We start from the raw sequence: 22682 nt of genomic DNA, 5'->3' as shown, positions 1-22682 counted from the left end.
ATCTCAGCTCCTCATGCTCTCGCTAAACTGAATCGCTCTCCATATCGCCTTGGCTTTGTTCAGCGATTCGATGTATTCCCGTTCGGGCACCGAGTCGATGACGATACCGGCACCTACCTGAACTTGTCCAACTCCATCTTGAACCACAAGCGTACGTATAATTATATTTAATTCCATATTGCCATTATAGTCAATCCATCCGAAAGACCCCGTATAGGGCCCACGTCTGACAGGCTCCAATTGTTCAATAATCTCCATGGTCCGTACCTTGGGAGCACCGGTGATTGTTCCACCCGGGAAGATGGCCGCGATACAATCAAATGTATGCTTGCCATCTGCCAATTGGCCGCGCACGTTCGAGACGATATGCATGACATGTGAGTAATACTCAATGGCCATGAATTCATCTACTTTCACCGTGCCGTACTTGGCAATACGGCCGAGGTCATTGCGCAGCAGATCGACAAGCATAATATGCTCCGCCCGCTCCTTCTCATTACTGATCAGTTCATCCGCCAGGCGCATATCCTCCTGCGGACTGCCGCCTCTCGGACGGGTGCCTGCAATCGGGCGCGTCTCCAACACCCCATCTACAAGACGGACAAGCAGCTCCGGCGAGCCTGAGACGAGCGCCAGCTCCGGAAAGCGCAGCAACCCCATGTAGGGGGAAGGATTCACTAAGCGAAGCCATTCGTACAAGTCTTCCGGGGTGGATCGCAGATTCCGCTCCTGACGGACAGACAGGTTAACCTGGAATACATCCCCTTGACTGATGAACCGTTGGACTTGCTGAACAGCTTCAGTATATGCCTCTTTGCTGAACACTCTGCGGTTCCCGGTCATCGCATCGACATCGACCTGCAGCAAGCTCGAATCGGCAGTCGCTTCAGCCATTCGCGTGCTACGTTTGCTCTGGGTCACATCGTGTGCTGCTGCAACCCCAAGCTCATTCCACAGCTCCACCATCCGGTTCGTGTGAACCGCGGCCTGATCATATAATAACTTCAGCTGCGTGACGTATGTCGACGAGCTATCTTCATCGCTTGCCGCCGGTGTCCCAACATGGACAGCGCAATAAAGGATCTGTTCTTCATGGTCGACCACCCAAAGCTCGTCCGTACGCATCCAGTAATAATCCGGCAGCTTCCCATTGTCATGGGCAGTGATGGGTAACTTCTCGATAAATCTAGCCACATCATAGCCCCAGAAGCCCACACACCCGCCAACAAACTTAGGTGCGTCCGGAACACGCGGGGATCGATAAGGAGCCAACCATGCGCGAACCGCCTCAAGAGGCGAACCTTCCACCTCGGTCACCTTGCCCCCGTGGTCATCCGAACGGAAATCGGTTACCCAACCGCGACTCCCCTTCCCTTGAATGGTGGAGGGCGTGCGCAACCCTAGCATCGTATACCGCCCACCCTTCCCACTTTCCAAGACGAAGGAACAAGGATCAGCATGCTTCCACGCTTGTTCCCATGTAGCCATCCGATCGGCTTCGAGCGGTATTCGACGAATGAAGGGCAGGTGGCGATATTCCGAAGCCCATTGCTGCCACTGTTCCAGTGTGGTTATGATCACGAAGCATCCTCCTGACGGCTGTACCAAACGAAACACGCCCCTCAATGCGCGAGGGGCGCTGTTCCTGCTGTTATTAAGTATAACCCAAATTCAGGTTATTCGTCGAATTGATATAGCGGCGTGCTTAAGTAGCGCTCGCCATTGCTCGGGATAATTGCAACTACACGCTTGCCCTTGCCCAACTGCTTGGCAACTTTAAGTGCCGCATAGATCGCAGCTCCGGAAGAAATTCCGCCCAGGATACCTTCTTCCTTCGCAACACGGCGCGAAGTTTCGAATGCGTCTTCGTTGTCAACCGCGATAATCTCATCGTAGATACTCGTATTCAGAATATCAGGCACGAAGCCGGCCCCGATCCCTTGAATCTTATGTGGACCTGGCTTACCACCAGACAGAACTGGCGAAGCCGACGGTTCAATTGCATAGATCTTAATGTCTGGGAAGCTCTCGCGAAGCACGGAACCCGCGCCCGTAATCGTACCACCTGTTCCGATCCCGGCGATGAATGCATCCAGCTTCCCATCGTGGCCTTTAATCGCTTCAACGATCTCGGGTCCTGTCGTCTCGGTATGAACCTTTACATTTGCTTGGTTCTTGAATTGCTGCGGGATGAAGTAGGATTCATTCTCAGCGGCCAAATCTTCCGCACGCTTAATCGCGCCCTTCATGCCTTCCGGACCTGGTGTCAAGATGAGTTGAGCACCATAAGCACGTAGTAGATTGCGACGTTCCATACTCATCGTCTCTGGCATAACCAGAATGGCTTTGTACCCTTTGGCTGCTGCAACCATAGCCAGGCCAATACCCGTGTTACCGCTGGTAGGTTCGATAATGGTGTCGCCTGGTTTAAGCTTGCCTTCCTTCTCGGCGGTCTCGATCATGCTGATGGCAATCCGATCCTTCACACTGGCACCTGGATTCTGATATTCCAACTTCACGTAGACTTCAGCGCTGTCTTCAGGTACGACCCGGTTCAATCTAACAAGTGGTGTATCTCCAATTAATTCAGTGATGCTTTGTACCAATCTAGCCATCGTAAACCCTCCCAAGGTTCTAATATTATTCCGAGTAAAACCGTCGGTTTTATTACTTTCATCTTATCAATGGCCCTAGGGATTGTCAACTACATTTTGAGTAACAATCCCCAAATTATTGGAATCGAGGATCGAGCACCGACGATTTGTGACGCTCACGAATAGTACGGACCAGCTCGTTCAACGGGGTTGCTTTTTGCAGCGCCAGATTGTGACGAACATTCTCCTTCGTCTCAGCATCGATCGTCTTGTTCGTTTCTTTCTTAGACAGTAATTGAATGACGGCATAGCCGTTCTTGACCGGGATCGGCTTACTAACTTCATTCGGCTTCATCGTTCGCGCCGCTTGGATAAGGAAGGGAGCGATGAAGGGGTCGGTCTCTTCCACGAATCCAAGATCTCCTCCCGATTTGGCCGTCCCTGTATCAAGAGAACGTTCCTTCGCCAATACACCRAAGTCAAATCCTTTGTTCAAATCAACAATAAACTGGTTCGCTTCTTCCTTCGTCTTCAACTCGGCCTTGAGCAGATGGTATTGGACGAAGCTCTTGAATTCCTCCGGATGCTCCTTGATATACGTCTGAACTTCCGCATCGGTTACGGTAACCTTCCGCGTTGCAAGCCGTTCCAGCAATAGCTTGTAGTACACGTCTTCGCTGAGCTCCGATTTCGAAAGCCCTAGCTGGTCCTTCATCGATTTGTAAAAGTCATTCTCGCTCTCGTACCCTTGCTGCATCCGCGACAATTCGTTCTCGATTTCCCCCCGGCTCACTGTAACTTGTACCTCTTCCGCCTCCTGGCGAATCGCCTCTCTGTCCATCAGCTGATTTAACAATTCCGCACCATGTTTGTCCGCCAGCCGGGTCATTAGCTCACCGTACCGGATCGTCTTCCCGCCTACAATCGCAACAACCTTCTGGTCGGTTGCCTCCTTGTCGGGAGGTACCGACGGATGCGGTGATCCTGTTGTCGCGCGTTTCGCGTCGGTCAGCAAGATCGTCAAGGCCAATACACAGACTAGCAGCAGTCCAATTGCGCCCCAAAGCAGCCTAACACTCCTCATCTTGTTTTCTCCTCTATCCTTATCCCGGTACTCTAAAATGTCCGGTCAACTAAAGCCTGTAGCTCTTTATCGTCGAACGTATAGGTCTCATTACAGAAATGGCATACAATCTCAGCTTGCCCCTGCTCTTCAATCATTCCCTCGAGCTCTTGACGGCCTAAGCTGATCAGTGTCTGTTCAACACGTTGCTGGGAACATTTGCACTTGAATCGGAGGTCCATCCGTTCCCTAATTTCTACACCTTCCACCAGTTCACCCAATATATGCTCCAACGACTTGCCCTCATCCAGCATGGACGATATAGGCGGGAGCTTCGCGAGTCGTTTATCTAGCTCCTCTACCTCTTCATCGGTCATTCCTGGCATTACTTGAAGGATGAACCCTCCAGCTGCTTTAACAGTCCGATCTGTGTCTACAAGGACGCCCAATGCTACTGCGGAAGGGGTCTGTTCGGACTTGGCAAAATAATAAGTGAAGTCTTCTCCAAGTTCACCCGATACGATAGGCGTGCTGCCGCGATAGGGCTCCTTCAATCCCAAATCTTTGATAATATAAATAAACCCTTCCGTACCGACCGCCCCGGCGACATCCAGCTTGCCTACCGCGTTGAGCGGAAGGTCCACTTCGGGATCATCGACATACCCGCGAAGATCTCCATGTGCATTCGCATCGACCACCACTTGCCCAATAGGGCCGTCGCCCTTGACTTGAACCGTGAGCTTCTCTTCACCCTTCAGCATCGCCCCCATCATGGCCCCTGCCGTCAGCGTTCGGCCCAGTGCTGCTGTAGCTACCGGACTTGTATGGTGCCTGGAGCGAAGTTCCTCCACAATTCCCGTTGTATTCGCAGCGAACGCTCTAATCTTGCCATCCAGCGCTGTGGCGCGTATTAAATAATCTTGCTGCATATTCGTCCTCCACTCTAGCTGTTTCGTTCGTAAATCAGCTGTAGCCCTTGCAAGGTCAACAACGGATTCACGATCTGTATCGTACGGGACTCACCGGAGATCAGCTCGGCCAATCCTCCCGTCGCAACTACTGTTGCTTTCGTCTCGAATTCTTCTTCCATCCGCTGTACAATGCCGTCCACTTGCCCGGCGAAGCCGAATATGATGCCAGCCTGCATGGACGTAACAGTAGTACGACCTACCGTACTCTTGGGTTTCACCAGCTCGATTCGCGGCAGCTTCGCAGCTCTCTGGTATAGTGCCTCTGTGGAAATATGGATGCCAGGCGCAATCGCTCCGCCTATATATTGTGCTTTATCATCAATGAAGCAGAATGTAGTAGCCGTTCCGAAATCAACGACGATGAGCGGAGGGCCATACAGCTCGATAGCGGCTACTGCGTTCACGATACGATCCGCTCCAACCTCGCGCGGATTCTCATAGCGAATGTTCAAGCCGGTCTTGATACCCGGGCCAACAAACATCGCCTTGCGGTGCAAATACTGTGTGCACATCTTCTCCAGAATGTGGATCATCGGAGGAACGACCGAGGAGATCATCACGCCTTCAATCTGTTTCGCCGTAATACCGGCATACTGGAACAGATTGTAGATCTTCAAGCCGTATTCATCGACCGTTGCAGACCGATCCGTGCTAAGTCGCCAATGGTGGAGCAACTGCTTCCCTTCATATAGACCGAGTACAATATTGGTATTCCCTACATCGACGACCAAAATCATGCGCCGCTCTCCTTCTTGGCATCCAGATCCAAGCTAATGTCCAGCGCTTGAACCGAATAGGTGAGGCGACCGACGGAAATGACGTCCACTCCAGTGCGCGCAATCCCTTGCACCGTCTCTAGCGTGACCGAGCCAGACGCCTCAATGATAACGTGGGGAGCCGCTCCTCGAATCCGCTTCACCGCCTCCGTCATCCGGGCATTGTCCATGTTATCCAGCATGATGATGTCAGCACCTGATGCAAGAGCCTGCTCCAATTGCTCGAATGATTCCACTTCCACTTCGATCTTCATGGTGTGCGGAATGTTAGCTCGCGCTGCGCGTACAGCTTGTTCAATACCACCTGCACCTTTAATATGATTGTCCTTGATCATGACGGCGTCGTACAGACCGAAGCGATGGTTGTGGCCTCCGCCAATCCTTACGGCGTATTTCTCTAACATACGGTGCCCTGGCGTCGTCTTGCGCGTATCGACCAAACGGACCGGCAGATCGCTTAGCGCCTGCACGAATTGGTTCGTTCGTGTCGCGATGCCGGAGAGGCGTTGCAGCAAATTCAGTGCGATACGCTCGCCAAGCAGAATACTGCGGGTCAGTCCGCTGACTTCTGCCAGTACGGTCCCTTTCGGAACGAACGAACCTTCTTCCGCTAACGGAGTGAACACCAATTCCGGGTCAACGATCTCGAACACTTTGGCTGCTATAGGAAGACCTGCAACGATGCCGGATTCCTTCACATGAATAATACCTTTAGACCGGCGGTCTAAAGGTATGGTCGTAGCTGTAATATCACCGGTCCCGATGTCTTCTTCTAACCATAGACGTATATTTCTCGATAAAAGTTCCATATTGAGCATGATTTCTTTAGTCATGTATACGTTCCTCCGTAAATCCTTTATCTCGCTGCATCAAGATATGTTTTCTCCAGATCAGGTCGTCTTTCTCGGGGAAATCCTCTCGGGAATGCCCACCCCGGCTTTCCTCCCGATTCAATGCTGATTGCGTGGTCAACAGGGCGCATGTAAGCAAGTTGGCGAATTCAATCTCTTCCCGCTTCGTGAGGCACGACTCGAAGACAGACAATTGCCGCTTGAGCTCTTCCAACCCTTTCTCAAGCCCCTTCGCATTGCGAACCAACCCTGTGTAGCGGAGCATAATCTTCTGCAACTTCAACCGCTTCTCCACAATGGCCTGCATCGGCCCTTCCGATCGGTGGCTGTGTTCCGTGAAATCAATCGTCGTATCTTGTTCACCTAACCCTCGAATATGTTCGATAATACGCCGACCGAACACGATCGCTTCCGACAAGGAATTGCTCGCCAGACGGTTAGCTCCATGTACACCCGTTGAAGATACTTCCCCGCAAGCATACAGCCGCTTAATGGAAGTTTGCCCGTTCAGATCGGTTCGAATCCCACCCATCATATAATGAGCCGCTGGAGCAACTGGGATCCAATCCGAGGTCAGATCAAGTCCGTACGTCAAACAGAACTCATAGATGTTAGGAAACCTGTGTTTGACCCTCTCGACCGATTCATGCGTAATATCAATATATACGAAAGTGGACTTCGTATTCTCCATTTCTTGAACGATAGCCCGTGCAACGATATCCCGTGGTGCCAACTCCAGCATCGGATGCACATTCTCCATAAACCGTTCGCCTCTGATATTGCGCAATACCGCCCCTTCGCCTCGCAACGCTTCCGAAATCAAGAAGCGAGGCGCACCTGGATAACATAGCGATGTAGGATGGAACTGGATGAACTCCATGTCACGAATGATCGCACCCGCCCGGTAAGCCATCGCAATCCCGTCGCCTGTTGCGATTTCCGGATTCGTCGTGTACCTATACAATTGCCCGGTTCCACCTGAACATAGAATGATAGCCTTAGCCTGCACAAATACGCGATGACCATCCGGCTTCTGCACGAGCACACCCTTGCACTCATTGTTATATGTAATGAGGTCGATCACATAGTGATCGTCCCAGACTTGAATCTTCTCACTCTGCTTCGTCTTCTCGGACAAAGCCCGAACGATCTCGGCGCCGGTGGCGTCCCCTTGGGCATGTAGTATGCGGCGCTGGCTGTGCGCGCCTTCCTTCGTTAAGGCGAATTCTCCATTCTCCAGATCGAATTGAGTGCCCATGCGGATCAAATCCTTGACACCCTCCGGGCCCTCGTGTACGAGAACATCTACGGCCTCATTATCGCAAAGGCCTGCACCTGCGATCAACGTGTCCTGTCGATGATACTCCGGTGAGTCCTCGTCCGAGATGACTGCTGCTATACCGCCTTGTGCATATCGGGTGTTGCTGTCGAGCAACGACTTCTTCGTGATCATAATAACCTGGTCCGTCTCGCTAGCACGAATAGCGGTGAATAAGCCCGCTATGCCTGCTCCGATGACGATCACGTCGGTCTGCACATGTGGCAGCTTGTCCAGTTCAAAATCAACCAAATACCGTGGTATCATACCATTCACCTTCGATGGGCAAGAGAGTAGCGCATGCTACTTAACTTGTAACATGCGCTCTAAGGATAACCGTGCTTGTTCGGCCACATGGGGCGGTACATAGATTTGTGGCTGCATCGTCTCCATACAGCGGACGATCTTCTTCAGGTTGTTCACCTTCATATTCGGGCATACGAGGAACTTGGTGGCGAAGTGGAACGTCTTATTCGGACTGTCCAATCGCAGTTGATACCCCGTTCCATCCTCTGTACCTACAATAAATTGTTGGCAGTCGGACTCTTTGCAATATTTGATAATCGCGGTTGTGCTCCCGACAAAATCACCAAGCGCTACAACTTCTGGCCGACATTCAGGATGAACAACGAACTGCGCACCGGGATGCTGAGCCTTCATCTCGATGACGTCCTTGACGGTCAGCATGTCATGCGTGTTGCAGTAGCCTTCCCAGATGATCATTTTCTTGTCGGTGTATTTGGAGACATAATCGCCCAGGTTCTTATCTGGTACCCAAATAATTTCCTCCGCATCGACGGACTGGATCACCTTCACCGCATTAGCCGAAGTACAGCAAATGTCAGTCTCGGCCTTAATCTCAGCAGAGGAGTTAATGTATGTGACGACCGCAGCGTTCGGGTGCTGGCGCTTCAGGGCCTTGAGCCCTTCTACATTGACCATGTCCGCCATCGGGCAACCGGCCCGTTCATCTGGAATGATTACGGTCTTGTTAGGAGCTAGAATCTTCGCGCTCTCCCCCATGAAGTGCACACCACAGAACACAATCACTTCTGCATCGGTCTGAGCAGCCTTCTGGGCAAGCAAGAACGAATCCCCGCGGAAATCCGCTACCTCTTGCACTTCGTCTCTCTGGTAATAGTGAGCAAGAATAATCGCGTTCCGTTCCTTCTTCAATTCTGCAATGCGCTGCTTGAGCTCACGGTTCTGCTCCGCTTTCCGCTCTAACGCCAGTGCTTCCATCGTCAGGCCCCTTCCCCTCGTCGAGTACGTGAAAAAGTTCACGCATTCCTCTATTCTAAAAACGTTACCAGCTGCATGATGCCCTATACCGCTTAGTATGAACGGCGAACCGGTAAAGTACCAGCTCTTTAGAAAGGTTACATTTTACAACTAATTTACACAACCAGTCACCGACTTGTCAATGACTAAAAACCCGCAATTCCGTACATCTGGCTGTATCAAACAACAAAAATCCGGCATCTCCACGAAGGATTGCCGGATTTCGTCTAATTCGTGTTATTCGTCCTTGTTGTCTTTCTTATCCCGGTCGAAATCAAGCTTGTTAGCATCGCCCGTTCCGTCCTGGGTATTGATATTCACCTTCAGTTGCTCGTCAAAGCTGGACCATTCATCGGTCGCTTTGTCCGTCACCTTGCCGTTCTCAAGCAATTGAGCGATCTGCTCTTTGTCGAGTGTTTCCTTCTCCAGCAAAGCGTTGGCTACGAGATGAACTTGATCGGCGTATTGTCTTAATATATCTTGTGCTCGGCTGTAACATCTGCCAATGATCGCTTGCATTTCCTTGTCGATCTCGTAAGCAATCGTATCACTGTAGTTCTGTTCATGTCCTATGTCACGACCCAGGAACACTTGGCCTTGCGTCTGGCCGAACTGCATCGGTCCGAGCTTATCGCTCATCCCGTATTCCATAATCATGCTGCGAGCAATGCCAGTTGCTTTACGGAAATCGTCATAAGCCCCTGTTGCGATCTCGCCGATGTACATTTCTTCGGATACCCGTCCGCCGAGGAGACCCGTAATCCGATCTAACAACTCGGACTTCGTAGCCATCAATCGGTCTTCACCGTCCTTCGGTATGCTGAGAACATAACCTCCAGCGCGGCCGCGCGGAACGATAGTAACCTTGTGCACGACGTCAGCATGCTTCTCGTAATACCCAATAATCGCATGACCCGCTTCGTGGTAAGCAATCGTACGTTTCTCGCGATCGCTGATGACACGGCTCTTCTTCTGTGTCCCTACGATTACACGGTCGAACGCTTCTTCGATTTCGTCCATCGATATATCTTTGCGGCTCCGGCGAGCGGCAATAAGCGCCGCTTCATTGAGCAAGTTCTCCAGATCAGCACCCGTGAACCCGGTAGTGTATCTGGACAGCACATCAAGCTTAACATCCTTGGCGAGCGGCTTGTTGCGGGCATGTACTTTCAGTACCGCTTCACGGCCTTTCACATCTGGACGGTCAACCGTAATTTGACGGTCGAACCGGCCTGGACGGAGCAACGCAGGATCCAAGATGTCAGGACGGTTCGTTGCAGCAACGATAATAATCCCTTCGTTCGCGCCGAACCCATCCATCTCCACGAGCAATTGGTTCAACGTCTGCTCGCGTTCATCGTGACCGCCGCCCAACCCGGCGCCACGTTGGCGACCGACGGCATCGATCTCATCGATGAATATAATACATGGTGCATTCTTCTTGGCATTCTCGAACAGGTCGCGGACACGGGATGCCCCGACACCGACGAACATTTCCACGAAGTCGGAACCGCTTATGCTGAAGAACGGTACACCCGCTTCTCCTGCAACCGCGCGAGCCAACAACGTCTTACCTGTACCTGGAGGCCCTACTAACAAGACACCTTTCGGTATCCGTGCGCCCAGAGCGGCGAATCTTCGTGGATCCTTCAGGAACTCGACGACTTCAACTAACTCTTGCTTCTCTTCGTCTGCGCCAGCCACATCGTCAAACGTGACCCTCTTCTTCTCTTCATTGTATAAGCGGGCTCGGCTCTTGCCGAAATTCATCACTTTTCCGCCGCCGCCCTGAGCCTGGTTTAATAAGAAGAAAAACAGGATGAAGATAATGACAAACGGAATGATGGAAGTCAGGAACGTAATCCAGACGTTATCGCCATCCATTTTTTCATGGACTTCTTTGTTCACTTTGCTTTGCTCTAATAATTCAATGACCCGTTCACCGAAAGGAGCGTGGGTTTCAAAGAGCAGCTTATCTGTATCTGTAGTGGATTTTATCAATTTCCCCCGTATCAGATAGGTGTAACCATCAAACTTAACTGTCACTTCATCGACATTATTGTTCTTCAGCTCCTGACGGAACTGGGTGTAGTCGATCGTTTGCTTAGTATCGTTCTGATTGCTGATGAAGTGAACGATTCCTACGGTAACGAGGAAAATGAGTAAATAAAATCCGGTGTTGCGGATGATCCGATTCATCCCCTACCTCCTCTCAATGACACACGTAACTTATTTTACCACAGCCGGAGTATGCATCACAATACAAGCGTATCCATTGCTTTCCACCCGCATTAGGTTGCATAGACTTCCGGTTTCAATATGCCGATATATGGTAAATTCCGGTATTTCTCGGCATAATCGAGTCCATACCCGACCACGAATGCATCGGGAATCGTGAATCCCTTGTAATCGGGATCCAGTTCAACCGTCCGGCGCGCCGGCTTATCGAACAGGGTAACGACTGCAATCGAACGCGCATTGCGCCGCTCCAGCACATCGATCAAATAACTAAGTGTCAACCCGCTGTCTATAATATCTTCAACGATCAGCACGTTGCGCCCCTCAACAGGAACATCGAGGTCTTTAATAATCTTGACTACGCCGGATGATTTGGTCGACTGTCCGTAGCTGGACACCGCCATGAAATCCAACTCCAGGGGGATATTCATCCGTTTCACCAAATCGGCCATAAAGATGAAAGCACCCTTCAGCACGCATATTACCAGAGGGTTGCGCCCCTCATAGTCCTTACTAAGCGACTCGCCCAGTTCGGCTACCTTGCGCTGTATTTCTTCCTCGCTGAACATTATTTCTTGTATGTCGTTCTGCAACTGCAGGACCCTCCTATTCTAAACCCATATCCTTGCTTCATAAAAGAAGGACATGAGTGCTTACCCTATACTATGAGAACATAATTGCGCTCATTCTACTCCATCTCATCCAACGGATTAAAACGCAGGATCAAGACTTGCTTGGTGTTCGGCCCTTGAAGCGCATATCGAGATCGGCCCACACCAGGAATCCACAGGATATGTCCTGCTGCATCCTCCACCACCGGGATCTTATCCCTCATACGCAATGGCACTTTTCGATCAATGAACATATCTTTTACTTTTTTCGTTCCATTTAAACCGAGCGGTTCCATTCGATCTCCATCCCGGCGACAGCGAACCGTCAAGGGAAAGATCACTTGATCGAAGTCAAAAAAAGCCTCCTGATGGGAGGGACACTTCCGAGGTTCAGAGTTGTCTGCACATTGGTCAGGTGTTGCCGTAGGTCTGGATGGGACCACGCGCTCAACAGATTGTAGCGAGCTATACAGCGCGCCTCCCCACATCACCGCGCCGCTCCACGGATCTGAGCGCTCTATCGTACCTGTCAAGTCTGTGTCTGTCTGCAGCAGCCGATCCGGCTGTGCATCCCGTACAACAGTAATCACGTCATACTCCCGAAGCAGAACCGCTTCTCCTTGAAGATGAATCATTAAAGAAGGCGATCGGTCATGACCTAAGGTTTCCCGAATTCGTTCGATCCGGTTATAATCCGAAGCATCCGCTCCGGCACACACATAGCTCAATATTAGTTGAATCAATCGCCTTTGTAAAGCGATATGCAAGGCCAGAAAAGCCGTTCTGGAGAAGGTGTAGCCGTTTGCTTGCTCGGTGACCAGAGACCGCCATGCCTGCCGTGCTTCCTTTTCTATATAGTCATCTTCCTCCTGCATCATTTCCGCTAGCCGATTCAACGATTCGGGAAGCTGTGGGTTATAGGGCAATAAAGCCGGCAGCACATCCAATCGAAGGCGGTTGCGGGTGTACTTGCGTGAGCGGTTGCTGCTGTCCTCTGCATAAGGAAGCTTACCATCCTGGCAGTACCGTATCAGCTCTGTCTTGTATATACGAAGCAAGGGGCGCACAAGTTCCAAATGTTCCAACTGCCGGCGCATAGGAATTCCTGTTAATCCGGAAGGACCTGTCCCCCGCAAAATGCGCATCAGCATCGTTTCCGATTGATCGTCAGCATGATGGGCCATCGCCAGTCGATTGGCATTCATCTGAGCTGCCGCTGAGGTCAAGAATGCGTATCGCTGTTCTCTTGCCGCTGTCTGCGCATTCATACCGGTCGTTCGGATGATGTCCGGTACATCAACGGAACCGATCACGCAAGCAAGTCCAAGACTAGCTGCGAATGCTTGCACCATATCAGCCTCCCGCTCCGATTCCGCCCCGCGAAACTGATGATTCAGATGGGCTGCCGCGACTGTCCACCCCCACTCTTCCGACAATCGGTGGAGAATATGCAGAAGAGCCGTAGAATCCGGCCCCCCGGATACGGCTGCAACAATCGTATCGCCTTGCTTCAATAAGTGATGCTCGCGGATAAACCGCTCGATGGTTCGAATGAATTCGGTGTCCGAACGTTGCATAGCGTCGGCCCTCCGGCACGTGTGTGAGTAAGATCATGATCCCTTATTGCAAATAGATGTATAAGCTCGATGCGAATAATAGGAGCGATATCGCAAATGCTGCCTGAATCCAGAAGCTCCGCTTCCCACCCGGTGTGCGAAGTGAGCGCCTCAACATAAGTACCCGCCATTCTTGTTGAGCCTCATGGGAGGACTTGTACTGGCCGGTCAGCGCCTTGACCAAGACGGGCTTGAACCGATTGCAGGGCTCGTATTCACGAGTTAGCGCAATCAGATCATCCAGATTGCGATTCTGCGGCAGAGATTTGATGAAATCAGCGAACCGATTGCGGGAATCGGCAAGATGCAGACAGATCACGGCAAAGGAAAACAAATCGTAAGCTTCGTCTGCTGTCCGCAAGCCTGCCTTCCAGAAGCCTCGGTCGTACACTTCCGTAAACTGCTTGATAGAACGACCTTTCGCCGTAACGCCTCCATAATCAACCAGATCAAGCTTGCCCGAATCCGAAACCAGGATGTTGTCCATCTTCAAATCCCCGAATATGTATCCGCGGCGATGCAGGTTCCCCAACTTCTGGAGCAGATCAAGCCCGATCACCCCAAACCAATCCATCCCGCGCTTCTGAAGAAATAGTTGCGGATGAATTCCCTTGACGTATTTCATCACATAGAACGGATAGTCTCGATCCGATATGGATACATTGTCGGCATCCAGCAAATAAGATTCCCCGTTATATAAACTTTTGGCCAGCGAACGCAGTACATTGATTTCCATCTGCAAATCTATAGAGTCGAAGCCGATCTTCATGGCATAGGAAATCTTGCCTGCGAGCACCAAATACACTTGACCGTTCGCGCCCTCTCCAAGCAGCCGGACAACCTCATACTTGTTCTTGTTCCATTTGCCGTTAACCCATGTGCCCTCAGTCAAGACAAGCTTAGACGACGTAGTCACTCCAGATCCCGTCCTTCTGATCGGACCGCGATCGCGGGAAATGAGACTGCTCGCTGTTCTCCGCTCGTTCTGTCACTGAGGCGGAGAAATGCTGAATGACTTTGCGAATAGCCGGTCCGGTAGGGGTAGTTCCCTTTATGTTTAATTTATAGAACATTTGATTCACTTTTGCAAGGTCACGGCTCCAATCCGCTAACAAATCGGCATCGGTATGGCCGGGAAAATGAAACACTGCCATCTCGCTTAACCCATTCCGCGCCTGAAGACTGAGCAGCAAATCCCGGCAAGCCTCTTCGACCACCCGCAACTTATGTTTCATGCTGGCGCTCGTATCAATCAGCAGCGCTACTCGAAGGGAGGCATTCTCGCTCCACTCCTCAATGACCTGCACGACTTCCCCACGCTTATCAGGAGGAAGCTTGTCCAACTCGCCATGTCCAAGAATTTGCCGCAATTCACGACCTACGACTTGATGCATCGTCTGCACAACGGTTTGACGCGTCATCATCTGCACCGTCTGTGATAATCCGGCCGGGGTGACGAGCCGGCTCATTCCGCCTCCTGCCCGGGCAATCTCAGCAATCTCATCCATCCCACGCTCACCTTGTTCACCCGTATCGACGACGCCGATCACATTCACGACGATCCCTTCCAACTGTGCATGGGCTGCCGCAGCAACGGGACTTGATCCTACATTGGAACAACCGTCTGTTATTACAATAATTTGCTTCATCATAAGTGCTGCACCTCTCTCTCTTGACTCTAGTAATATTGTGTCCAAAAAGAGAGAAAGGGATACCGCATAAAGTCTGTGGTGCCGATAACATCTTTCGCTCAACCGTGGGGATACACCTTCAGTCAGCTCAGACATCTTGTTTGTTTTCCTTTTGATTATATTTTATGGTTAGGAATCCAAGCCAAAACTCGCACTGAAGGTATATTCCCCACTCCATCGCGGATGTTATCGGCACCAAGGACTTGGGGTATCCCGAGAAGGGAGTAATCCTCCACAACCAAAATGAAGGACCGTCGAATGGGACGGCCCTTCTATATGAACGGACTATGGATCAAGCGGAGTTCACCTCGAATCCGCCGAAATTCTTGGAAGGGTGTTGGATCATGTTAGCTGACGGTTCTTGGTCGCTCAATACGGGTCAGTCCCGGAAGACGGAACGTCGCCCACTCCGGCCTGAACTTGTCGATACGCGCCACTACAACTGTCATGTCGTCGATCAGATCGCCTCGATACTGCCGAATTACACGCTCCAGCAAGCGATCGGCCATCTCCTGTGGATCGTCCGCCTCTATCTCTTGAATAACTCGGCGCATCCACATTTCTTTATTCACGGCGTGACCAGGGGCATCGAAGATACCGTCTGTCATCATAATCAGGACGTCGCCCGGCCGGAGCTGCATACTGATTAAGTCTACATCGATGTCCTTCAGAATCCCAATGGGCAAGTTATTCGCGCTAATCGGGATGACTTCCGTTCCCCGCTTGATGAAGCTAGGGGTCGACCCGATCTTCATAAATGTAGTGTTGGCGCTATACAGATCGATTAACGCTACATCGACTGTGGCATACATCTCATCCGAGGAACGAAGCATCAGTACGGAATTGACCGACTTGATCGCCAGCCTCTCATCCATCCCCGACTGCAACAGCTGCTGCAAAATATCAAGCGCCGTACTACTCTCCGCGCGCGCCCGTTCTCCATTCCCCATGCCATCACTAATCGCTACGGCGAACTTCCCATTGCCGAGCTCCACTGTGCTGAAGCTGTCTCCAGAGAGCAGATCCCCATTCTTCGCCGCACCTGCGATCCCCGTCTCTACCTCGAACTCCTTCGCCGATCCGAACTGTACGGTCGAATACCCTTCTCCACGTTCTGATACCTCCTCATGGCGGACCGCCACTTGTTCACCCAATATATCGGAGAGCAGCGGTGCAATAATTTTCCTGCACTCATCGAATCCTTTCGTGTATCGGTGGACAATCTCGATATCCACATTGCCTTCTTCCAGGCTAATAATATCAATACTGTGAATCGACAAGCCCAGATCCTCCAGGGCCCCCCGGATTTGCTCCTCCTGCAAGAACAATTCATGTCCCTCGCGCTTAATTTCCTTAGCCAGGTCCTCCATAACTTGGGAGACTCCCGTCAATTGCTCCGCCACGAGCAGACGACTCTCCTGAATCTGCTTCTTCCAATGCCGGTCCGTATTGTACCGTTCATATTGATGCTTCATTACCTCCAACACTTGATCCGTTCTAACGCACACCTTCTTCCATTCTGCAGGAATCTGCTTCTTACTTAATGTAGGCTTCGCCTCGATCGAGCTCATCATCTCCGTCATATAGGCATATGTGTCATAAAATTGATTGTCCCAGCACTGCTTGCGTTTCCAGCAATTCGAACAAGCTTGGTGTGAAACCGCATTCATGAAGTGTCCAATTTCCTCATCTTTTTGCTCCTTTTCATCCACTTGGGTTATTTGTTTGAAGCTGCTGGACAGCTTACGGAATACTTCTGAGAACTGTTCTACCCGACTGGCGGTAATATCGCGCACCCGCTTCGCGTATTCATGCTGGGACTTCAAGTTCTCCTGAGTGCCAGGCACGTATTTCGCCAGCATGCGGAGTACGGATCGTGGAGTCAGCAGGAACAATAGCACCGCAGCCACGGACTCCCATGTGGAGTGAAGTACTTCCGTCTGATTGCCAATGTATACAGATAAGATGGAGGAGCCGAGCAGCATCCCTAATGCCACCCCCATGCGATTCGCATCCTTCAGCAGCCCCGCCAACAGTCCGGCAAAAGCGAGCAAGCTCATTTGATACACCGCATTCACGTTAGCCAAGCTTAGAATCAAGCCTGTAATCACACCTACGGAAGCTCCGAGCGGCGCTCCGCCGACGAATGCGAACAGCAGGATTAGGTAGCGGGACATGACGTGCTCCAGCGAGATGTTCTGGATCACCCACCCAACCATACCGGTCATGACCGAGGCGAGTAATATGATGAGACAGATGATTTCTTCATTTTTCAGACTATAATTTTTGCGGGTTAAGGTGAAGACCGGAATCGCTTGAAGGAAGATAAGCGTAAGGACGAAGCTAAGCGCCGCTTCTACCGTCGTAAGCATTAGCGTGTACCAGGTCAGCTCCGTATCGACCATATAGCCGAACAGTTGAACGGAGAAAGCCGAGATGAACACCAGGAATGGCGCGTAGGAGACTTCGGAGTGCTCGTATTTCTCCAGTCCTTTCTGGATTAGGATGAACACAATCATCTCCGTCACTACGTAGCCGGTTCGCAACTCGACTGAGAATAAGCTGCCTGCCACAAGAGCTAGCGCGATCCAACGAATCAGATCTTTCCGCGTGTAGTAGATGACGGCGAAATATGCAATAGCGAACGGGGCCAGCTGTTCCAGAATCATAGCTTTTCCCAGTAAGAAGGCCATCACGACCAGCAGGGCGGCCCATCGCTTAGCAACCAAAGACTGAACCAGACGATTCTCCGCTATGACCTGCTTGCTTCCGCTCTTCATCCGTTGTACAGCTCCTGCCCAAGGGTTCGAAGCCTGGTTGAACAAATTCCACTTCTGCATATCGGAACACTCCTTCATCGGTTTCGGTGTGTTCCCTATTATAAGGACAATCTAGTATAAAGTTTGTCACAATACGTTGAGAGAGTAGAAGAATTTTCCGACAAAAAAACCAGACCTGTGTCGCCCCCGTTCAAGCGGTGCTGGCTATGCGATTGCTTACCTGTTTGTCGTAATGTTGCGGGGGCAATTGTCTGTTTTTCGTGGAAGAATCGCGTAACATGACAGCAGAACTGCGCAGGAATGTGTCGATTTACAAAAACAAACCTCGTCCAGACGGACGAGGTTTGTAAAAAAAGAAAACCGTCTTCACAGAAAATACTGCAATGACGGTTCTTTTCCATGCTTATAGCGGCAGAGGGGCTCGAACCCCCGACCTCACGGGTATGAACCGTACGCTCTAGCCAGCTGAGCTACGCCGCCATATCCACCGAAAGTATATACCACGCACAAATCGCTTGTCAATTCCCAGAATAGCCCTCAGAGCAGCCGCGAAGTGTAGCGCGACACTCTCGATTAACAAATCAAAACCGCATCAGGCAGCCTATGCCCCCCGATGCGGATCTCATGTTATAGCTATACGCGTCTTGCTCCTCTTCCGCCCCGCTTGCCTTCTGTGTTCTTCTTCAGGGACGAAATCTTCTCTTCGCTGTCCTTCAGGAAACGAGACATCTTGTCTTCGAACGTAAGTTTGTTAACAGGAGGTTTCGATGGGCGACCACCACGATCAAAACGGCCACCGCCGCCACCACCACCACGATCTTCTCCACCGCGATCCCGATTGAAAGGTCTTTCTGGACGCGGAGGTCTTTGCTCCCCGGGGGGCTTGTCGACCGCTTGTTTGATGGACAGACCGATCTTGCCGTCCTTGTCCACATTAATGACTTTCACCAAAACTTTGTCCTCAAGCTTCAGATGATCATTCACATCTTTGACGTAGTTGTCGGCGATTTCGGAAATGTGAACGAGACCGGTGACTCCTTCCGACAGTTCGACGAATGCACCGAAATGCGTGATTCCTGTCACCTTGCCTTCTAACTTGGTGCCCACTTCAATTGCCATAGAATGAAACGTTCCTCCCTAAGAATTGTTAAGAGTAGTTCTCTTGATCTAGCTTACGCAGCGGGAGCAGATCTTGCGCATCCGTCGGACAAAATGGTCATTTCCCCAGCGCTTACTGAAAAGAGCAGCTATGCAGATTATACAAGATCGCCAAAATCAGGTCAATACACGCCAATAGGGCTTGAGCCAAGCTAAGACTTGGGTGTATAGAACAAAGTCTCACCTGGCTTCGTGTAATGATACTCTTTGCGAATTTTTTGCAAAATATATTCGGGGTCGTTCAACCGTTCGACTTCTTTCTTATAGTCGGCATTCAGCTTAACGGTTTCCGTTCGCTTCATATCCAGTTCACTTGCTTGAGCTGACTTGGCATCAAGTCTCCCTTGCTGATTCCAAGCAATGACCGCCGCCCAAGCCAAAAAACCAAAAAGGGTTAACATTAAAAACCGTACCCGTCTTCGGGAGCCTTTATGTGGTTGTTCGAGGTTGGTGTCGGTTGCTGCGATTGGACGCATATCGTAAAGGGACCTCCTAAAACTTCCTGTAAGAAGTTACTTCGAGCGCACAAGCTGTCTCCCATCAATGTCTGCCGAACAATCGCTTGGCAAACTGGGTTAGCTTATTCCAAGAACCGGTCAGCCAATTCGGCTTCATCCATCGAGGCACGATCAGCAAAGGCCGAGCCCAGCCGAACAGCTTGCGGAATAACACCCAGAATGGGTACAGTAATTGTAACACAATTCTATACAGGAAAACAGCAATCGCAAACAAAAATCCGAAAATTACGATAACAAGCCGATACAGCAGGATGATCGGTTTGATAAAAGTCAACTCTAGCGTGCGGATTATGAACCGAATCAACAGCTTCACGACTCGGACAGCAAATAGGACAGACCGGACCACAAGCCAACTGATAAGGCGAAAATACAGCCATCCCCCTGCAAGTAATCCGATGAAGATGAACACTCGAACTTGTCCATTATTGCTGGCGTACAGTCCTCTGAATACGAGGAGGGTCGATACGATCCAATACACGATGTCGAACAGCGGAATCATCCAGCGAGGGACACGCAACTGGTCTGACAGCACGCGGTACACATCGAAGATCGCACCCATGCCCGCTCCAATCCCGATCATCGTCAATAATGTAAGGAATTGCGTCTCCAGGCTCACTTGAACAATTTACCTAGTAATCCCTTCGATTTCTCATGGGAGTTTGATTCCAAGTAAGTCAGTCCGTTCACCAGTCCCTCGATTGCGACCAACCCTTGATCCAGGCTTAAGTTCTTAATGTGCAAGTTCTGTCCCTTTACGGCAAGGAAACCGCATTCCGTTTCAAGTAGAAACTCCTCACTATCGAAGCTCTCTACATTCAGGACACCCGAAATCTCAAGAAGCTTGCGGTTCAGCATCTTCACTTCTTGTCGTTTGACTTTTCCGTGTTCATTCATGGCCTGTACCCCTCCCCTACCACTAACGTATGGGGGGCTGTACACTTTTAGAACCAAGGATAAACACCTAACGGCGTCCTTTGACGCCGTGCGTTTGCCGAGACGATGAACAATCAGCGGAGTTAATCATTCTGAATCGTCAACAAAGAAGAGGCACTATCCGAAGGATAGGCCTCTTCTTTGTTGGTCCGAATTAAGTCGAGGAATTCGATTCCTCGCGAAGCACCGTGTACATCTCGGCCGCTTCGTCTTTGCGGGTAGTTTCCACGATGCGGTCTACTCGGACGGTGACCCGCTTCTGTCCGAACTGAATCAACAGCTCGTCCCCCACCTTCACGGTTGTACTCGCCTTAGCTTCCCTTCCATTAACCCAGATTCGACCCTGGTCGGACACATCTTTAGCGACGGTACGGCGCTTGATCAATCGGGATACTTTCAGGAATTTATCGAGACGCATTATTTTACCGCTTCTTTAAGCTTGTTCCCTGCTTTGAATGCTGGTACTTTCGAAGAAGGGATTTTGATTTCTTGACCGGTTTGCGGGTTGCGGCCTGTACGACCGGAACGAGTGCGAGTTTCGAACGTGCCGAAGCCGATCAGTTGAACTTTGTCGCCAGTGGACAAAGCGTCTGTAACTTCACCCAGAAATCCGTTCAATACCGATTCTACGTCCTTTTTGGACAATCCGCTTTTTGTAGCGATGTTGTTTACCAAGTCTGTTTTGTTCATTTGTATATTCCTCCTAAAATAATTAAGCGCTATCGCTTTTTTTGCCTGCACAAGTAGTATGTATTCTTTATTGGCAAGGAAAATCCTTCTACGAAAGCTCAGATTTCGAAAGTTTTTTTGCTTTTTGCCATAAATATTCCATTTCTTCCAAGTTTGATTGCTCCACGGATTTGCCTTGCACCTGCAATTGCTCCTCGATGAAGGAGAATCGGGTAACAAACTTACGATTGGTTCGTGCAATAGCCTCCTCTGGATCAACCTTCAGAAACCGGGACAAGTTCACGACCGCGAACAGCAGATCACCCAGCTCGCCAGCCCGCTCTTCAGCCGATGCTTCCCGGAGCTCAAGCAGCTCTTCCTCGATCTTGGCATACACGTCTTCCTCCTTCTCCCAATCGAACCCTACTTGAGCCGCTTTCTTCTGTAGCTTGTAGGCCTTCATGAGGCCTGGCAAGTCCCGTGGTACTCCCGCCAGTGCAGACTGCTGCTCGGTATCCATGCCCCGGCTCTTCTTCTCTTCGAGTTTCATGGCGTTCCAGTGTTGCAACGCTTCCTCGGCATCCTCAGCCGCCCGTTCCCCGAACACATGCGGATGACGGCGGATCAGCTTGTCATGCAGCTCCTCCAGAACGTCGAACACATCAAATGCTCCCGCCTCTTCCTCCATCTGGGCATGAAGCAAGATTTGCAGCAGCAGGTCGCCCAACTCCTCGCACATCGCATCCGGATCGTCGTCATCGATCGTCTCCAGCACTTCGTACGTTTCCTCGATCAAGTTTTTGCGAATGCTGGCATGCGTCTGCTCGCGGTCCCAAGGGCATCCCTCTGGACTGCGAAGAATGGCCACAATCTCATGCAACCGGTCGAACGAACGCTTGCGAAGCTCATCCTCGTCGCTCTGGGGCACCCAGATGAGGGACAGATTGCCGTAACCCTCTATACGGTCCAGCTCATACAGCGGCACCTTCACGATGCTCTCCTCGCCTTGTACGCCCAGGCTATGCCCCACGACGACTTCGTAATCGTCCGGGTATGCGCTCATCAGGTGCAGCTTGACCTCGGACGCGGTAAAGGCATCGTACACTTGCCCGATGAGCGTGTGCAGCCGCGGTTGTGGTTTGTGTGCTTCCAGATTCGTGGCGTCCAATAGTACGAAGCCGTCGATTGGATCAAACCCGAGACGGGTGAACGCTTGATCGAGGAAGCTCTCGCCGCCGATAATGTCCAGCTCGATCCCGCCGTGTGGACAAGCCGCCATCAGCAACTGCGTGGTAGACTCCGCTACCATGGGATGGCCCGGGACGGCATAGACGATCTCGCCGTTCGATTGTGACGCTTCCTGCAACAAATGCACGGCAATCGCCTCATACACCGCCGAGAACGAAGCCTGCTCTTCATAAAGCGCATCAAACGTATGGTAGGTTATCCCTTGCTCGGTCAGCCATACGGCCACTGGGTGATGCACCGTGCGCAAATAGACGGTCTTGGCGGCTTGCAGTCGTTTCCAGACCCCCAAGGTCAATTGGTTCTCATCTCCGGAGCCTAAGCCCACTACAACGATTGATGCACGCATAGATTTGCTTCCTCTCTTCA

The 22682-nt window shown here is 51.1% G+C and carries 21 protein-coding genes and 1 tRNA gene; all 22 read right to left on the bottom strand.

The window, feature by feature from the left end; all coding sequences use genetic code 11:
- Positions 1 to 3: 3 nt before the first annotated feature.
- The 22 genes from AC1DWB_RS14230 to yabN all read right to left on the bottom strand — a co-directional run bounded on the left by AC1DWB_RS14230 (position 4) and on the right by yabN (position 22662).
- Positions 4 to 1581: an anthranilate synthase component I family protein gene (locus tag AC1DWB_RS14230; protein WP_477541732.1), complete on the bottom strand. Its 1578-nt coding sequence runs from the start codon at positions 1579 to 1581 to the stop codon at positions 4 to 6.
- Positions 1582 to 1676: 95 nt separating this feature from the next.
- Positions 1677 to 2615 carry a cysteine synthase A gene (cysK, locus tag AC1DWB_RS14225; RefSeq protein WP_477541731.1) on the bottom strand — a complete coding sequence of 313 codons (939 nt, stop codon included), beginning with the start codon at positions 2613 to 2615 and terminating at the stop codon, positions 1677 to 1679.
- 115 nt (positions 2616 to 2730) lie between these two features.
- On the bottom strand, positions 2731 to 3678 hold the full coding sequence (locus AC1DWB_RS14220) for a peptidylprolyl isomerase (RefSeq protein ID WP_477541730.1): 948 nt from the start codon (positions 3676 to 3678) through the stop codon (positions 2731 to 2733).
- A gap of 32 nt (positions 3679 to 3710) precedes the next feature.
- Complete coding sequence (gene hslO / locus AC1DWB_RS14215) at positions 3711 to 4586, bottom strand: Hsp33 family molecular chaperone HslO (protein WP_477541729.1); 876 nt, start codon at positions 4584 to 4586, stop codon at positions 3711 to 3713.
- Between the two features lie 14 nt (positions 4587 to 4600).
- Complete coding sequence (locus AC1DWB_RS14210; RefSeq protein WP_477541728.1) at positions 4601 to 5365, bottom strand: type III pantothenate kinase; 765 nt, start codon at positions 5363 to 5365, stop codon at positions 4601 to 4603.
- Positions 5362 to 6237: a carboxylating nicotinate-nucleotide diphosphorylase gene (gene nadC, locus AC1DWB_RS14205; protein ID WP_477541727.1), complete on the bottom strand. Its 876-nt coding sequence runs from the start codon at positions 6235 to 6237 to the stop codon at positions 5362 to 5364. Before nadC ends, AC1DWB_RS14210 begins: the two co-directional genes overlap by 4 nt.
- Positions 6230 to 7840 carry an L-aspartate oxidase gene (nadB, locus tag AC1DWB_RS14200; RefSeq protein ID WP_477541726.1) on the bottom strand — a complete coding sequence of 537 codons (1611 nt, stop codon included), beginning with the start codon at positions 7838 to 7840 and terminating at the stop codon, positions 6230 to 6232. The genes nadC and nadB overlap by 8 nt, the downstream gene beginning before the upstream one ends.
- Before the next feature lie 36 nt (positions 7841 to 7876).
- A complete protein-coding gene (gene nadA, locus AC1DWB_RS14195) occupies positions 7877 to 8815 on the bottom strand; it encodes a quinolinate synthase NadA (protein ID WP_477541725.1) in 939 nt (312 codons plus the stop codon).
- 276 nt (positions 8816 to 9091) lie between these two features.
- The gene (ftsH, locus tag AC1DWB_RS14190; RefSeq protein WP_477541724.1) at positions 9092 to 11053 is read right to left on the bottom strand and encodes an ATP-dependent zinc metalloprotease FtsH; all 1962 of its coding nucleotides are present in this window, start codon (positions 11051 to 11053) and stop codon (positions 9092 to 9094) included.
- Between the two features lie 92 nt (positions 11054 to 11145).
- A complete protein-coding gene (gene hpt / locus AC1DWB_RS14185; protein WP_477541723.1) occupies positions 11146 to 11685 on the bottom strand; it encodes a hypoxanthine phosphoribosyltransferase in 540 nt (179 codons plus the stop codon).
- A gap of 95 nt (positions 11686 to 11780) precedes the next feature.
- On the bottom strand, positions 11781 to 13280 hold the full coding sequence (tilS, locus tag AC1DWB_RS14180) for a tRNA lysidine(34) synthetase TilS (RefSeq protein ID WP_477541722.1): 1500 nt from the start codon (positions 13278 to 13280) through the stop codon (positions 11781 to 11783).
- 43 nt (positions 13281 to 13323) lie between these two features.
- A complete protein-coding gene (locus AC1DWB_RS14175; RefSeq protein WP_477541721.1) occupies positions 13324 to 14235 on the bottom strand; it encodes a protein kinase domain-containing protein in 912 nt (303 codons plus the stop codon).
- Entirely contained in the window at positions 14219 to 14968 is a 750-nt protein-coding gene (locus AC1DWB_RS14170) for a vWA domain-containing protein (protein WP_477541743.1), read from the bottom strand. Before AC1DWB_RS14170 ends, AC1DWB_RS14175 begins: the two co-directional genes overlap by 17 nt.
- A 389-nt stretch (positions 14969 to 15357) precedes the next feature.
- Positions 15358 to 17850 (bottom strand): stage II sporulation protein E, encoded by a 2493-nt coding sequence (gene spoIIE / locus AC1DWB_RS14165; protein ID WP_477541720.1) that lies wholly within the window; start codon positions 17848 to 17850, stop codon positions 15358 to 15360.
- A gap of 346 nt (positions 17851 to 18196) precedes the next feature.
- Positions 18197 to 18270, bottom strand: a tRNA-Met gene (locus AC1DWB_RS14160).
- Positions 18271 to 18423: 153 nt separating this feature from the next.
- Positions 18424 to 18909, bottom strand: coding sequence for a S1 domain-containing RNA-binding protein (locus AC1DWB_RS14155; protein WP_477541719.1), 486 nt, complete (start codon positions 18907 to 18909; stop codon positions 18424 to 18426).
- A gap of 191 nt (positions 18910 to 19100) precedes the next feature.
- Positions 19101 to 19424, bottom strand: coding sequence for an FtsB family cell division protein (locus AC1DWB_RS14150; RefSeq protein ID WP_477541718.1), 324 nt, complete (start codon positions 19422 to 19424; stop codon positions 19101 to 19103).
- Between the two features lie 64 nt (positions 19425 to 19488).
- Positions 19489 to 20082: a spore cortex biosynthesis protein YabQ gene (gene yabQ, locus AC1DWB_RS14145; protein ID WP_477541717.1), complete on the bottom strand. Its 594-nt coding sequence runs from the start codon at positions 20080 to 20082 to the stop codon at positions 19489 to 19491.
- Complete coding sequence (yabP, locus tag AC1DWB_RS14140; protein ID WP_477541716.1) at positions 20079 to 20360, bottom strand: sporulation protein YabP; 282 nt, start codon at positions 20358 to 20360, stop codon at positions 20079 to 20081. Before yabP ends, yabQ begins: the two co-directional genes overlap by 4 nt.
- Before the next feature lie 193 nt (positions 20361 to 20553).
- Complete coding sequence (locus tag AC1DWB_RS14135; RefSeq protein ID WP_477541715.1) at positions 20554 to 20817, bottom strand: RNA-binding S4 domain-containing protein; 264 nt, start codon at positions 20815 to 20817, stop codon at positions 20554 to 20556.
- Complete coding sequence (locus AC1DWB_RS14130) at positions 20817 to 21089, bottom strand: HU family DNA-binding protein (protein ID WP_477541714.1); 273 nt, start codon at positions 21087 to 21089, stop codon at positions 20817 to 20819. Before AC1DWB_RS14130 ends, AC1DWB_RS14135 begins: the two co-directional genes overlap by 1 nt.
- Before the next feature lie 88 nt (positions 21090 to 21177).
- Positions 21178 to 22662: a bifunctional methyltransferase/pyrophosphohydrolase YabN gene (gene yabN, locus AC1DWB_RS14125; protein ID WP_477541713.1), complete on the bottom strand. Its 1485-nt coding sequence runs from the start codon at positions 22660 to 22662 to the stop codon at positions 21178 to 21180.
- Positions 22663 to 22682: the final 20 nt, after the last annotated feature.

This window comes from Paenibacillus sp. P4_E11, from assembly GCF_056401635.1.
This window is presented reverse-complemented; position numbering and strand designations above follow the sequence as displayed.